The organism is Photobacterium phosphoreum (assembly GCF_002954725.1).
Taxonomy (GTDB): domain Bacteria; phylum Pseudomonadota; class Gammaproteobacteria; order Enterobacterales; family Vibrionaceae; genus Photobacterium; species Photobacterium phosphoreum.
In genome coordinates, this window is sequence record NZ_MSCQ01000001.1 from 907,694 (window position 1) to 922,882 (window position 15,189).

Here is a 15,189-nt window from a genome sequence, read left to right on the forward strand (position 1 = left end):
AAATAAGGCCATTGTAAATTACTTTATTAATAGCATGTAATTATCTTCTTATTTAAAGGTATAAATGAGTTGTTTATATTTAAGACGCAACGTTGGAGAACGAAGTGCGTTGGCAGTGATGTTTGGGGGTAATGTGATTTGGGTTAATTGCTGCTATAAAGCGAAATATACCAGCGTTAAAAATAATCTTGTTAAATATCATAATGTGTCAGAAGTATCACCTTATGAGTTGTTATTAACGATGACTGGATATGAATTGATTTTTATTGAAATTGAAAATTCACAATCTAACGGCTTTAAATTATTGAGAATTATCAAACAGCGTTATCCCATTGTGAAAATTGTCGTTGTTTACCATGAGTTAGATTCAGAGTTAGCGGTTGTTGCACTGCGTGCTGGTGCAGAAGATATTTTGGTTGCTAGTGCGAATAGACAAAAAATAGATAGTTGTCTCAGCCGTTTGCATACGCATAAAGAAGAAATTGTTATCGGTGATGATATATCACAGCGTGAACGTTCTATATTACCGGCACTATCTATTATTGATAATGATATTAGTGCGCCATTACGCGAAGAAGAATTAGCAAAAGCCTGTGATTTTTCAGCGACCTATTTTTCTCGTTTATTTCATACCACTATGGGTGTCACACTAAAACAATATATTATTCAAAAGCGGCTAGATTTAGCTTGTGGATTACTTAGTGCTGATCATGAAAAAATAGCGTCAGTTGCAACGTCGGCAGGATTTAAAGATGTTTCTTATTTCTCGCGAGTTTTTAAAAAACATATTGGATGTTCACCAGGAAAATTCCGTTCAAATAATTATAAAGAATCATAGTAACTTGATGGTCATTTACAGGTTATAGCGGAGTTGTTTATAATTATTGTATCTTTCTTTTGATGATCTGATTAATGACAACATTTCATGAATTACTGGGTACTGATGATAACTGCTCTAAAGCAGAAATAAAGAAAAAGTATCGTCAATTATCAATGAAGTTACACCCAGATAAAGAGGGCTCTCAAGCATTAATGCGAATATTGAGTTTGGCTTATCAACAAGTAAGTAAAGGAAATGGTAATAAAAAATGCTCTGAGGTAACAATTCAAAGGGATCTTAATAATAAAGCACAACAGCAACAAACAGTTGATTTAAAAAAACAAGTTACATTATTAATAAAAGAAAAAACGCAGTTGCAAGCATTGATTGAGCGGTATCAACAAGAGGTTGGACATGCATATAATGCTGGTGAAAATCGTGCAAGACAAACGTTGGTATTATTGCAAACAACTAATAATGGCCTCAATGAGCAGTTGGTACTATTACAACGTCAAATAGACAGCAGTGAAAGCAATGGCTGTTTATCTGAAAATACATTTAAAAAAAAATGCATTGCAATGGTTTCTGCTGCTTTGGTTATTATCATGTTAGCTGGTGGCGGGATTTGGTATTATCAGGCCCAACATTCTCCATCTTTAGTCTTACTACCGGTGCCTGTTACCGTTCAAGTCAAGAGTGTTAGTACCACGCAGCCCGCAACTGTAGCCAATGTCGATGTGGTTAATAATGCGGATAAAATAATGATGACGGATACGGTAGGATTATGGCAACAGCGTTACTATGAAGGAACGCGGCAACCCTATATTGCAGTTCGTAGTATTGATGGTTCTTATATAGTTAAAGATTGTGAGGGGACTTTTAGCTATTATTTTAACCGTACTCATCATTCGACTCGAGTGCCTGCTAATTTAATATTTAGTGCTAATGACCGTCAATTTTCAGTGTATAGAATACCGTATGGTAATGGATCAAGTCATCAACAGTGGCTCAATAGTCAGAGTTTAAGTATTAATAAGAATATATTTAGTAATAATGGTTATAAATCAAGTTCATTGGCGTTGGCGTCAGTATGTAATAATACCGTACCTTTTTAATCGCTATCATTATTATTTGCCATTTGAGGCTATAAGCAACACATTCAATCAAGGAGTATTAAATGGACTTATCGTCATACCAAGGCATTATTTTTGATATGGATGGCACTTTGGTTGATTCGATGCCAGCTCACGTTAAGGCATGGCAACAAACATGTGCTGATTTTGAATTACCGTTTGAACCAGATTGGTTTTACTCCATGGGAGGATCACCAACGATCAATACAGCGGTAGCATTATTACAAAAATACAATATTGATGCAGATCCACAGTTATTAGTGACCTCTAAACTGTGTCATTTTGATGAAATAAAGAATAAAGGTGACGTTATTGCTGCCACATTATCAATATTACAACAGCAAAAAGCATTCAATAAAAAAATTGCGATTGGCACCGGGTGCTACCGTCATCACGCAATAGAGATACTGACGACGTTAGCTATTTTGCCATTGGTCGATGTTGTCGTAACGGCTAATGATGTCCAACGACATAAACCTTTCCCCGATACCTTTTTGGAAGCAGCACGGTTACTCGGTGTGCCTGCATCACAGTGTGTAGTGTTTGAAGATACAGAATTAGGTTGTCAAGCCGCACATGCTGCAGGGATGGATTGTTATCGCGTTCAGGATGGTATTATCCATGAGTTTAGATCGTTTAAACGATAGCGTTTAGTCTCGCAAATAAATAGGTTATGCTGGCGGCGTTTTTTTACTTTACAGTGATGTCATAATGACTAAACATTCATCGCGCAAGCAATCTCAGCATCCATTATCTGAAACCCATTTTTGGATTCAGCGTTTAAGTAAAACCGCTATTCGAGCTGCCCATATTTTAGGTATTGCTATCTCTAGTGGTGGCTTTATTTTTCATCTAGATAAAACGTTATGGCTTAACTGGTGGCTATTAGCAATGTGCAGTGGTGTACTAATGATGGTACAAGAAATTTATCGTTCAAAATTATGGTTAATTCAGCTTAAAGGGGTACTAACGTTTCTTAAGTTAGGATTACTGGCTTCAATTATTTTACTTCCACAGCAACAACCTAATATTTATATTACCGTTTTATTACTTTCAGTGTTTATTGCTCATGGGCCTGCAGGGCTAAGGCATTATTCTATTTGGCATCGACGAGTGATTGATGAACCCAAAGGGATGAGAAAAAAGAGTTTGAATGGCTAATACAATAACCGTTAGATGACTTGGTCGTTAACGGTTTTTTATTACTATAGAGTCAGCAAAAATGAATTACAGTTAGTACACTAAAGAGGGTGGGTGACGAAAGGTATCGGGATGATTAAATATGGGGCGTTATATTTATTATTTGCGGTTGTATTAGTTGTTGTCGTAATGACTACAGATAGAATGCGTAATAATCATTTACTGAAAGAAACAAAAGATTCAATTTATTTAGACAATGACAAAGAGCGTGCAACATTTGTGGCTGAAATTGTACGTAAATATATAGTAAAACCCGATCAGGTTTTACCTACGACTGAAAAGGGATTACTTCCATACCATTATGGATATGCGGATTTAAATAATGATGGCAGTGATGAAGTGTTTATTATTATGCAAACAGATGATTTCTGTACTTCTAAAGGTTGTCAGGGCTATCTTTTTAGTCACACCCAGAAAAAATTAGCGTATTGGAAAAGTATTTATCGGCCGATTTTAATGGCAGATGAATCACATAACGGTTGGCGTGATATTTTGATGGCTGCTGATAATAAAATGTATCGTATTGAGTATGTTGCAGGCACTTATCAAACGGATTTAACGAAAGCCTCTGAGTTTAATAACCGTCAACAAGCATTAATCGCTGTCGGGCTCGCATTGGATAGTAAATATTATCGCAATGGTGGGAGTAACTTAGCGCTGAATTACTCTCAGCCGATTTTTGATTGTCAGCAATGTTTTTTATTTAGTTTTAATCGATATGATGAATCAGAAAATGATTTTTATTTAACGGTGAATACCAAAGATAAAACTGTCGCGACTTACCCGTGATTGATGTGTCAAATTGTTTCAATGTGTAATTTTTTAATTCAATATTTTCAGCTGGTTACGGTTTTTATTCGTTATTTTAAGAATTATGTTTTTTTACGATGAATGTGATTGCTTATAGCGATAATTAATTATATACATCTTATAGATAGAATAATAATTACTTATTGGATGTTACTTGTGACCAAGAAAAAATTAATCGTATTGGCTATATCATCAGCTCTGTTGATGGGGTGTAATGGTGGTAGTGATTCAAGTGATCCTATTCCTCCACCGCCAGTGGTTGAGCCGGGGAAACCTGATATAACACCGCCTGTTGATCCTGATGTTAACCCTGACAAGCCGTCTGCGACAGGTGTGTTCTCGCTTAATGGTGATATGAATTTTGGTGCGAGTGTTATCTGTAATGATTCGCCTGCGACAGAGTTTGTCATCACGCATGATGATACTATCGACTGTTCATTTGAGAATATCAAATTAGCGACGTTTACTGATGTTCAATTGCAAACAACTAAGTCTGGCTCTAAAGAAAAAATCAAATTATTAACACTTGCTGAATCAGATCGCTTTGTTGCTTTTGCTGATGATATCCAACGTCAAAATGCAGTTGCTAATACACAAGCATTATTGAATAAAATGGCGGTTGTTAGTGGTAAAGTGATTGATTTTAAGTTATCAGCTATTGATCAATTACGGTTTGGTAATTTCTATAATTCTGATGACATATTGCTGCCAACTGCTGAATTTAGTGCTCTAATTAGCGATAAGCTAGATGAAAGTACAGAAACTGATAGTAAACCATCAACCCATGAACCCGAATCTCAGCCTGCTGTAACGCCAGGAACGAGTAATGATTTAAACAGTGGCTTTGTAAGTGCTAATGCTGAGAAAAATTTAGGTTACCAGCCAACTAAAGTAATTTTAACAGAAGGTTTTTTACGGGATTTAGATGGTCAGCCTATTGTCGGTGTTGACTATTACAGCCCATCTGGGCGTGGACAAACTGATGATGGCGGTAAATTTAGCTTTAGCTGGGGCGAAAGTGTTGCTTTTGGTATTGATACCTTTGAATTAGGTGAACTTAAAGCCAATAAAACCCAATTTACGGTGACAGATTTAGCCGAAGGGCATGCTGGTCGTAATATTGCTCGCTTATTACAACGTTATTCTGACGCTACTGATCATATTCAGATTTCTGAGCGTGTTCATAATGTATTTGCTCAATACCCTAATGTGATTAATGAAGCGTTAAATATCGAGCTTTCTGAGTCAGTAGAATTAGATAATGGTACTGGTCAGTTAAAACCTGTTGTTGGTGAATTTGATAAGCAATTTGAATCAGGTTTAGCACAACAGATTGATAGCGCAATTTGCGGTGAAACGTGTAAATCAAACCTGTTGTTTTCGCCATTGTCTTTTCCGCGTACTGCAACAGTACCAGAGCAAAATATTCAAGCTGATATTAATAAGCTTTGGGGTGCAGGGGCTGACGCAGTTACAGCTGGCTGGAAACCCGTTAATAAATTCCACGTATTTACTGATTCAACCTGGTTTTATGGTAGTTCTGGTGGTGCTCGAGGTCAAAGTTCGATCAATATATCTAATCGTGCTTTTCCAATCTTAATGGCGCGTAATGATAATAACTATTGGATCAAGTTTGGTGATAAAAAAGCATGGGATGAAAAGAGCCTAGCGTATATCACCGAAGCGCCATCAAAAGTTGTTCCAGAAAATGTTGGAGCAGAGACTGCAACGTTTAACTTACCTTTTATCAGTATCGGTGAGTTAGGAACCGGTAAAGTTATGATGGTGGGTCATAACCGCTATAACAGTATTTTGGTATGTCCTGATAACTATAGTTGGGACGGTAGTGTTGATAATAATGGAGTATGTAGCCAGCGCGATGCTGATTCAATGGATAGCCCAGATATGGGTAACTTCTTTACTAATACTTTCCGTTATTTATTAGGTGAGAGTTATAGTAATTCTGCTGCGCCTATTACTGTTGGAACCAATATATCACATGTTTATTTCCGTCAAGCAGGGCAACAGCTTGGTCGTTCAGCAGAATTTAAAGCAGATAAACGTTTTAATTTAAATATTGAACAAGTTGCTGATTTTAGTTCGGTTGATCCTGAAACAATGCCGTTAGTGATTCTTAATGGATATGAATTTAATGCTATTACAAGTGATTATACTATTCCGACCATTGCTGATATCAGTAAGCCGAAACTGACAGAGCTGGATGTCTCTGGTTTACTCAGCTATGTTGAGCGTGGTGGCAATATACTTATTATGGAAAGTATTGCTTCTCAACCTAAAGACGATTTTGCGCGTTTATTAGATGGTGCGGGCTTAGCACTTAATGGACTCTCAGTGATTAATAGTGGCCCTAATGGTTATCCTGATCGTGTACGTGAACAGCGTGAACATGGTTTTTGGATCATTGAACGTTATGAGTCAACAAAAGACGGAGCTAGCGGCGAGATAAAACCACCGTATACAATTAAAGATGGCATCGTTACTTGGGATTTCATTACCAATAATAAACCCGATGATAAGCCAACATTAGAAGTTGCAAAGAAAACCATTATTAATGATAAAGACGAAAACGAAACAGTTGTTGCATTTATTGATTCAATGAAAATTGTCGATAAAAAATGGGTTAAAAAAACATCGTCAGAAATTGATGCTGAAAAACAAAAATTGTTGACAGTATTTAGTGATGGGAAGTTTGGTTATCAGGAGTGCCAGCTTAGCGATTACCACTATGAGGTTAACTGCTTAGAATACCGACCAGAGACAGGTATTGCGACTGATGGTGGCATGTATACACCGCGTTACCAAGAATTAGATCTCAATGAAGCGACTGCGAAAGCGATGGTGAAAGCAGCCGATCTTGGTACTAATATCGAACGTTTATATCAGCATGAATTGTATTTTCGCACTAAAGGAAAACAAGGTGAGCGTCTAAACAGTGTTGATCTCAATCGTATTTACCAAAATATGACGGTATGGCTGTGGAATGATCTTGATTACCGTTATGAGTCTGGTGTTAATAATGATGAATTAGGCTTTAAACGTTTTACTGAATTCCTAAATTGTTATGGTGATACAGCCGATAGTCAAACTGCGTGTAGTGCAGAGTTAGGTCAAAGTCTTGTTGATAACAACATGGTTTATGGTGCGAAGAGTGATGTTAATGCTGACTATCAAGGTTGGATGAACCCAAGCTATCCGCTTAACTATATGGAAAAACCATTAACACGCTTAATGCTGGGCCGTTCATATTTTGATTTAGATATTAAAGCCGATATTCGTCAATATCCGGGTGAAGCCAAAGGTTCATCGTCAGCCAATGTGGATGTTGATTTATCGAGTAATACCGTTGCATGGTACGCGGGTAATCGTCAATCAACAGGTCAATGGGCTGTGGCACATCAGCCATTTACTATTTCAGTACAAGGAAATAGTAACCCAGTGACAATTACTGTGGCTTTAGCTGACGATCTAACTGGACGTGAAAAGCATGAGTTGGGTCTACAACGCCCACCGCGTGTTTCTAAGTCATTCACATTGCCTGCTGGTGGATCTGAAACGTTTACCGCGCCGTACGGTGGTTTGATTTATGTATCAGGCAATGAAACAGGGAATGTAACGGTTAATCTAAATGGAACCGTTGCTGCACCATGGTATAAAGATAATGCTTGGGTAAACCCTCAAGATTCAGTGGCTCCAATCGGTGAAATTGAATCGAATAGCTTTATTTATACTGCTGCGTCAAAAAATCTACAAGCGAGTAATTATGGTGGTAGCCCACAGCAATTTGCGCAAGAGTTGGATATTTTTGCCGAAGATTTAAATGATTTTTATGCGCGAGATGAAGTTGGGACAGGGCATCATCGTAAAGTAACAGATACGACATTGCCTAATAATAAGCATCATGTGGTTAATGATGTCGCTATTTCTATTGGTGCAGCACACTCTGGTTATCCAGTAATGAACATCAGCTTCGAAAGCAACAGCAGTGATATTAAAATGTCACCATTAAATAGCTGGTTGTTATGGCATGAAGTCGGTCATAACGCAGCTGAAGCACCATTTAGTGTTGAAGGTTCAACCGAGGTTACTAACAATATTCTTGCACTTTATATGCAGGATAAACATCTTGGTAAAATGGCGCGCGTAGAGCAAGATATTCGCATGGCACCTGCTTTTGTTAACTTAGAAGCACCCAATGCTTGGGCTGCTGGTGGTAATGGTGAACGATTAGTGATGTTTGCTCAATTAAAAGAGTGGGCTGAAACTGAGTTCGATATTACGAAGGCCATTACTGGTAAATTGCCAAGTTATTATGTCACTGATGTTAATGGCATGAAGGGTTGGAATTTATTTAAACTAATGCATCGCCTAAAACGTGGTGGCTTAGAAGAAAATATGCAATTACCGACACCTAATGCTTGTCAATCAATGCAAGGTTTGAGTAAAGGTGATCAACTCATGGTATGTGCATCTTATGCAGCACAAACTGATTTAAGTGGCTTCTTTAGTGCTTGGTCGCCAGGTTCAAAAGCTTATATGATCCCTGGTGCGACAGAACCTTCTTATGAAGGGGGCATTACATCTGCGGGTCGTGCGGCAGTCAAAGCATTAAATCTTGATGCACCAAAGCATGATCCATTACAAATTAATTCAGTGACAGTGAATTAAATAACGTCAAGATATACATCGAAAAAAATAAAACCGCGTATCTGAATGATGCGCGGTTTTTTTACTAATAACTAAATGTCACGTTTGCTACACCACAAAAGCTCGCTGATATAGCATCCACGCGGTAAGCTGTTGAATATCTTTTTCAATTAATGCACATAACATATCTTCAGGGATCGGTGTCGTTTCAGTATTGAATGGTGGCATTTCGCCATGCTTACAACGATCAGGGAATGTTTGTTTTACCCATTGCAATTGATTGACCCAACGTGCTGTAGATTGTGGTTTATCTGATTGAATCCCTAATTTTGTTGCTAGTAGTAAGCTATCATTTAGACGACGAATTAAAACCAACAAACTTAACCAATCTTTTGAGGTACGAGGGCTTAAATTAGGCTCTTTGAGTAAATTCATCACTTCACCGTTTAACGCATAATAGCGTTGTTGGCTTTGGTATAAGTTGATTTTTTGTTCCCATTGAGGCTTATCTAATACCGCAACATATAAGATTTGAGATTTTATCATGCTGGCAGTGTGGCGATCTAACCATGTCATGGTCCAACTTGGCGCAATAAAATAGTTCACTGAAAATGCAATAGTTACCCCAAAAAGAGTATCGATAATACGATAAAAAGACACATAAGTATTATCGGGAGATAACAAGCTAATCGCGAACACAATCATTGATGTTAGCCAGAATACATGAATGTCATAACGTTCTTTATGATACGACGTAAAGGCAAAAAAGACGGAAATACTGGTCAGTAATATAAGGTGTTGCGCCGATACGAAATACAAACAGATAAAGCAGTAAATCCCACCTAAAGCAGTACCAGAGAAACGGTTCCAAATACGATGGTTAGTTACTGCCATTGAAGAGGTTAATAACACAATAAAGGCTGTTAATGAGATCCAATAGCCCTGGGGAAGGTGATAAAACTCGGTTAAAAATTGTGTAACAGCGAGCGTTATAGCAATCTTACCGGCATGACGCCATTCTTTAGAATTAGCTTTAATCGCATGACAAAAATCACTAATAAATGCAGCGCTATCGCTGGTGAATAAATAAATATTTTTACTGTAATCGGGTGTTGAAAACGTGTCGAAATTATAGCAACGTTTGAATTTTTCTATTATATCAATAATATATGGTGTATTTTTATATTCGTTAGTCGCAAATGTCTCAGTAATTTGTTGATTGTTCTTTAATTGTTCAACTGTTATTTCTATCCATTTAAATAATCGTACTCGTGTCGTTTGGTGAAGATCAAAACTGAGTACTCGTTCTAAACAAATAATATATTCAGACATTTCTAATAAACGTTGTAATTCTATTTTTATTTGTAAAGCACGTTTAGGAGATGAAACAGAGTTGCTGAAATAGGCTAAATTATGTGCACTTTGGTAAAAGAACTGCCGTCTCGTCGCTAGCTGAGCGTCATTATCAGAAAAACGTAATTCATTAAGCCAATCAGCAAGAGCATTATGTACCGTTACAGTATGTTGTTGCAAAATACGGCCTTTAAAAAAGGGCCATAAAATAAGCGATGACAGCGTTACACATAATCCAGCAAAGATATTGGCCATCATAATAATGGTTAAACTATCACCTACCGAAGCAAAATGAATCGCCATAATATAGATAAAGCCAAAATTATAACCAAATGAGCGAATATGAGGGCGTTGATTGGACATTAAGCCATAGAGAATTGCGATTGAGCATAACGTAATAGCACTTAGCCAAGTATTATCAAAGACTAAGAACGCTAAATAGGTCGCAATAACTGTAATTAGTGCCGAGATCGACAGTATTTGTAATCGTTTTAAATAGGGTAGATTGCGCGCTTGAGTGCCAAGTAACCATGCAGTGATTAAGCCTGATATTCCTGCACTGGTAAAACCTAAGCTATAGAATAAGCCTAGGCTCACCAGCATTGGAATAGTAATACGAATAGAGTCAGGAATGTCGGCAGCATTGGAAAACCAGCGGCTAAACATAGTCGTTAACGTTGTTATTTTCATGAGGGCGGCTTGTTAATAGTGGACACGCAGATACGACAAGTATAGAGAGTAATAAAACTACAATTAGTCGTGGAAATATAATAAATAATACAGCGTGAGTAATAAATTAGTGGTGATGTTACAAAACAGTATTGATGAAAAGGAGAGGCAGTGCGTCATACGAAGCACTGCTTTTTTCATGTGATTATGCTGATTTTAGTAGTAATTGACCAAGGTAATTCATCGCAAATGCAGCATCTTGCGCAGCGGTATTTACTTTAGTGATGAGTTGCTGTGCACGTACATCATCATCTTTTAAGCTTATTTTTATTTTATTAACCAGCTGTTCTGCCAGTTCTGTTTTTTGCTTACAGTCATTAAATAATGCAGAAATAATTGAAATGTCAATCTCACCACCTTTATCGAATAAATCGGCAGCGATGTTATATACAGTATGAAATTGATTGGCTGTATCTTTCTTACCAGCTTCAACCTCTTTTGCCCACTCCGTAGACCATGTCTTAAAAATAACGGCAATTTGTGGGTTAGGTTGCACTTTTAGTGGTTGCATTATGTAGTCCTTAAAGTGGTTATATCTAGCATAGTAATGCAGCTGATAACGGGTTTAAAGTGCAAACTTTAGAAACTGACACCATCAAGTGAAATTAATTAGGTTTGACTGTTTTTACCGCAGGAAATGGCGATTAACTGTACAATATTGAGCGCAATATCACATAATTAAGTTATATGTACCGTTTTACATCAAGATCTTTGCGAAATAACTTGCATGCGACACTGTAACGTTTTACGTTGAATACAGCCCTTGGCAGTAGTGATAGCCAATAGGTGCTAAGGAGAAAATCATGATTAATGTGAACTTCGAATTGGCAACAAAAACCTATGCAAAAGTGCTCATGTATCCTTATGGTGGTGAAATTGAACAGCATGAATATATGGCATTACGTGTCTTCCGTTGGGATTTGGCACGTGCTGGTAAGCCAATAGATAAGGCCTTTGATTTAAGACTGCAAGCAAGTGGTTATCGTAAAATAGCGACTCAGCCTGCAAAAGCGTATCGTCCACTTCCAGCGTGTGTTTTAGCACAAATGAGTGAAAGCTGGAAAACCCAACATGGTTATTTATAATGTTTAAATATGCTTAAGGCTAAAGAATATATTTCTTTAGCCTTTTTTTTACTTCTATTTTTTAGTATAAATATGATTAATATTAAAAATAAAGATAAAAAAACCAGCCATTGCTGACTGGTTTAATATATCGATATTATTTAATTATTCTATTTATTAAACGTGTTGCCATTGGCTTCACGTGCTTCTGCAATGGTATCTGGATGCCATGCACCTTCAATATCTTTTAGTTCTTTAAACTTAGAGCGATCAAATTCAGGGGTTTTACCTGCTTTAAGTTGTTCTTCATAATCTTTGATGACTTTAATTGCCAATCCAGAAAGGAAGATAAGAGCGACAATATTAACCAACGCCATTAAGCCCATAGAAACGTCAGCTAAACTCCAAACAACAGGGAGAGAAGCAACAGCCCCAAACATTACCATGCCTAAAACACAAAGACGGAACAGTAGTAAGCCTTTCTTCGTATTACCATTTAAGAACATGATATTTGTTTCTGCATACGAGTAGTTTGCAATAATTGACGAGAAACAAAACAGTAAAATAGCTGAAGCAATGAAATAGGTCGTCCAATCACCTAGTTGGTTGCTTAATGCTTGTTGTAGTAAACCAATACCTGTAGCTGCGTCTGGTGAGTTCATTACCCCTGATAGCATGATCATTGCCGCAGAGGCAGTACAAATAACAATAGTATCAACAAATACACCGAGCATTTGCACAAAGCCTTGTGAAGCGGGGTGGTTAGGGTTTGGTGTTGCACTTGCTGCTACGTTAGCTGCTGAGCCCATGCCTGCTTCATTTGAAAATAGACCACGTGCAATACCACTTTGCATTGCTTGTGAAGCAGTGAAAGCGACACCACCGGCGACAGCTTCATGCCAACCAAAAGCACTCTTCACGATAAGTGCAAGTACTGCAGGTAGCTCTGTAATATTCATTGCCACAATCACTAGCGCGATAGCTAAATAGCCAACAGCCATAATAGGCACAATTTTTGTTGAAGCATTGGCTACACGGCGTAAACCACCCATAATAAAGAAGGCAGTAAAGATAACAATCACAATACCTTGTGTGGTTTCATCCCAACCAAAAGAGTGGTGCAGTGCGTCAGTGATGGTGTTTGCTTGAACGGCATTGAAAACAAAGCCAAAAGCAACAATAAGACAAATTGAAAAAAGAGTGCCCATCCAGCGCTTGCCAAGACCTTGCTCCATGTAATAAGCAGGACCACCACGATATTGACCATCAACATCTTTTACTTTGTAAACTTGAGCAAGGGTTGATTCAATAAAAGCAGTTGCCATGCCAAAGATAGCAATTAGCCACATCCAAAAGATAGCGCCAGGACCACCGATGGTTAATGCAACCGCAACACCTGCCATGTTACCTGTACCCACACGAGCGGCCATTGATGTACAAAAAACTTGGTATGAGCTAATACCATTCTCTATTTCACGACCACTTTTTAATACTGTGATTGAGTGGCGAAATTGACGAATTTGGATAAAACCAAGACGAACACTAAAGTAAACGCCAACACCAACCAGTAAATAAACGAGAAGCTGGCCCCATAAAACGCCGTTTACTGCACCAATAATCGCCATTAAGGTGTCATTAATTGATCCTAGTATATTTCCATTCGTAGAAGTCATATTTTTTCCTGTTAATAAAACTATGCAGCCTCGAAAGGTTACTTAGTGAAGAGGAACATTCATCACTTGTGAGTGCTCTTGCTATCGGTTGCTATAATAGGTTTTTTTATTGACAATAATTTGCAACATATACATCAAGTAATTGTTACAATTATTGAACATGTAACCGATTTCATTGCCATTAAAGGCGATGCAAGGTAGCACAAAAAATCAAAATTCCAAGGAGACTTATATCACAAAAAAAGAATTATTACTATGTAACACGTTACATTATTAACAGGGGGTGGTTATTTTATTGTTTATAATCAAGTGGTTGTAAAAATATGTGAATGGGATAGAAGAAGCTATATTGTACGCTGTACATTATCACAGACTGAGATTTTTCGGCTTAAAAAAATGAGTTCTATATTATTCATTGTCGTGTTATTTGTTTTTTTGAAGTCAAATAAGACGCTCTAAAGTGTCATAATATGGTGTTGTAAAGGCTATCTAATAGTAAAAGATAGAGGTAAAGAAAGTAGAGAGCAAAATAAAACCATGCTCTCTGATTTTAGAAATAAAATGGAATATGAGAATAACTACTTTCCAGCAGCTTCAATGTATATTTTCTTATGACAATTACCATAAAAAGGACGTCCCTTAGGACCCGACTCAAGTAATTCTTGGACACTATTGTTAACATTAAATGACTTTCCGATATTTAATCGGACTTCATTTAAATATTTTCCCTGGCTACAGGCTAAGCTAATCCGATCTACTGCATCGGTACCAAAGTGTGAAATAAGATTCTTTTTAAAGCTGGATGTTGAGACATTATTACCAATATTAGCTTTTATAAATTGACTGATTGCAGAAGCATCTACTTTTTCGACTAATTTGGTTGCGGTTAAAAAATAGTTGTTAGCGTCAAGGTTTTGACAGGCGCCATGCTTTTTCCACTGATATTCACCAAAGGTTTTTTGATAATAAAAATTGGGCATCCAAGGTGCAATTTCTTTAATTGTCGAAGCAGAAAGATCTAATTGTGCATAACGATCACAATAGCCATATTTAGTGCCACAACTGGTTTTATTTGGCCATAATCCATGCAGTGTTAAATTGGTGATATTTAATTTTCCATCGTTAATTGCCGTACACTCTGGTTTATTGCCTTTATACTTAAAGTGTTCACAAAATCCGGGTTGCCACGTTAAGGCTAATACGTATGAGTCAAAATCATTACGGGTATTACAGCTTTTAGATGATGTATTTAATGATGACAAAGAGGGCTTAACGGTTAGCTCTTGATTAAACTGCGCGGTACCACAAGATTTACTGACCCAACGCATAGCGGGGGAGGCATTTGGAATAAGTAGTTGTACCCAATCAAAGTCTTTTTTATTAATGGCTTTTATTGCATATTGGTGCTTATTTACCAGTTGGGTGTTGTCAGGGTTGGTTTGTTTTCGAAAAGATTGATAGGCTTCGCAATGACCGTTTGAGGTAAAGCTACCAGAAGATCGAATTGATGCGTTTGCAACAAAACTAGAAAAAGAAAGCATACTACCGATAATTACGGTAACTAAAATAGAATTAGGACGCACAGTCTACCTATGACTAAATGATAAATTAATGCTAACTATAGTTGAATATTACATTTTTATTAAGAGGTATAAGAGAGATCAGAGAATGTTTGAATGTGATATTGAGCCAAAAATCGGGTCAAAAAAGAACATTAACTCACGTTAAAATGAATAAATTGA

General features: G+C 37.2%; 11 protein-coding genes. 7 read left to right on the top strand and 4 right to left on the bottom strand.

Annotated features, from left to right (window positions below):
* Positions 1 to 64 precede the first annotated feature (64 nt).
* From BTO21_RS03995 to BTO21_RS04020, 6 genes are all read left to right on the top strand, one after another.
* Positions 65 to 838, top strand: coding sequence for a helix-turn-helix domain-containing protein (locus BTO21_RS03995; RefSeq protein ID WP_232572944.1), 774 nt, complete (start codon positions 65 to 67; stop codon positions 836 to 838).
* Positions 839 to 912: 74 nt separating this feature from the next.
* Positions 913 to 1,935, top strand: a complete 1,023-nt coding sequence (locus tag BTO21_RS04000) for a J domain-containing protein (RefSeq protein ID WP_065192840.1) — start codon at positions 913 to 915, stop codon at positions 1,933 to 1,935.
* Positions 1,936 to 1,997: 62 nt separating this feature from the next.
* The gene (locus tag BTO21_RS04005; protein WP_045029392.1) at positions 1,998 to 2,600 is read left to right on the top strand and encodes an HAD family hydrolase; all 603 of its coding nucleotides are present in this window, start codon (positions 1,998 to 2,000) and stop codon (positions 2,598 to 2,600) included.
* Between the two features lie 64 nt (positions 2,601 to 2,664).
* On the top strand, positions 2,665 to 3,114 hold the full coding sequence (locus BTO21_RS04010) for a hypothetical protein (RefSeq protein ID WP_045029390.1): 450 nt from the start codon (positions 2,665 to 2,667) through the stop codon (positions 3,112 to 3,114).
* A 93-nt stretch (positions 3,115 to 3,207) separates the two neighbouring features.
* Complete coding sequence (locus BTO21_RS04015) at positions 3,208 to 3,942, top strand: hypothetical protein (protein ID WP_045029389.1); 735 nt, start codon at positions 3,208 to 3,210, stop codon at positions 3,940 to 3,942.
* A gap of 177 nt (positions 3,943 to 4,119) precedes the next feature.
* Entirely contained in the window at positions 4,120 to 8,649 is a 4,530-nt protein-coding gene (locus BTO21_RS04020) for an SslE/AcfD family lipoprotein zinc metalloprotease (RefSeq protein WP_338091005.1), read from the top strand.
* An 87-nt stretch (positions 8,650 to 8,736) separates the two neighbouring features.
* Here BTO21_RS04020 and BTO21_RS04025 read toward each other — a convergent pair whose 3' ends face one another.
* Together BTO21_RS04025 and BTO21_RS04030 are read right to left on the bottom strand one after the other, a co-directional pair.
* Positions 8,737 to 10,671, bottom strand: a complete 1,935-nt coding sequence (locus BTO21_RS04025; protein WP_045029386.1) for an FUSC family protein — start codon at positions 10,669 to 10,671, stop codon at positions 8,737 to 8,739.
* Positions 10,672 to 10,855: 184 nt separating this feature from the next.
* Positions 10,856 to 11,221: a hypothetical protein gene (locus BTO21_RS04030; protein ID WP_045029384.1), complete on the bottom strand. Its 366-nt coding sequence runs from the start codon at positions 11,219 to 11,221 to the stop codon at positions 10,856 to 10,858.
* A gap of 292 nt (positions 11,222 to 11,513) precedes the next feature.
* Here BTO21_RS04030 and BTO21_RS04035 point away from each other — a divergent pair, with 292 nt between their 5' ends.
* A complete protein-coding gene (locus BTO21_RS04035) occupies positions 11,514 to 11,795 on the top strand; it encodes a hypothetical protein (RefSeq protein WP_045029383.1) in 282 nt (93 codons plus the stop codon).
* Positions 11,796 to 11,944: 149 nt separating this feature from the next.
* On the opposite strand, the gene BTO21_RS04040 is transcribed toward BTO21_RS04035, so the two are convergent.
* Positions 11,945 to 13,447, bottom strand: a complete 1,503-nt coding sequence (locus tag BTO21_RS04040; protein ID WP_045029381.1) for an alanine/glycine:cation symporter family protein — start codon at positions 13,445 to 13,447, stop codon at positions 11,945 to 11,947.
* 578 nt (positions 13,448 to 14,025) lie between these two features.
* Positions 14,026 to 15,030: a ribonuclease T2 family protein gene (locus BTO21_RS04045; RefSeq protein WP_239997964.1), complete on the bottom strand. Its 1,005-nt coding sequence runs from the start codon at positions 15,028 to 15,030 to the stop codon at positions 14,026 to 14,028.
* Positions 15,031 to 15,189: the final 159 nt, after the last annotated feature.

Bases quoted from the DNA above. Each gene is read 5' to 3' on its own strand.
- BTO21_RS03995 (WP_232572944.1), top strand. From the start codon at position 65: ATGAGTTGTTTATATTTAAGACGCAACGTTGGAGAACGAAGTGCGTTG.
- BTO21_RS04000 (WP_065192840.1), top strand. From the start codon at position 913: ATGACAACATTTCATGAATTACTGGGTACTGATGATAACTGCTCTAAA.
- BTO21_RS04005 (WP_045029392.1), top strand. From the start codon at position 1,998: ATGGACTTATCGTCATACCAAGGCATTATTTTTGATATGGATGGCACT.
- BTO21_RS04010 (WP_045029390.1), top strand. From the start codon at position 2,665: ATGACTAAACATTCATCGCGCAAGCAATCTCAGCATCCATTATCTGAA.
- BTO21_RS04025 (WP_045029386.1), bottom strand. From the start codon at position 10,671: ATGAAAATAACAACGTTAACGACTATGTTTAGCCGCTGGTTTTCCAAT.
- BTO21_RS04030 (WP_045029384.1), bottom strand. From the start codon at position 11,221: ATGCAACCACTAAAAGTGCAACCTAACCCACAAATTGCCGTTATTTTT.
- BTO21_RS04035 (WP_045029383.1), top strand. From the start codon at position 11,514: ATGATTAATGTGAACTTCGAATTGGCAACAAAAACCTATGCAAAAGTG.
- BTO21_RS04040 (WP_045029381.1), bottom strand. From the start codon at position 13,447: ATGACTTCTACGAATGGAAATATACTAGGATCAATTAATGACACCTTA.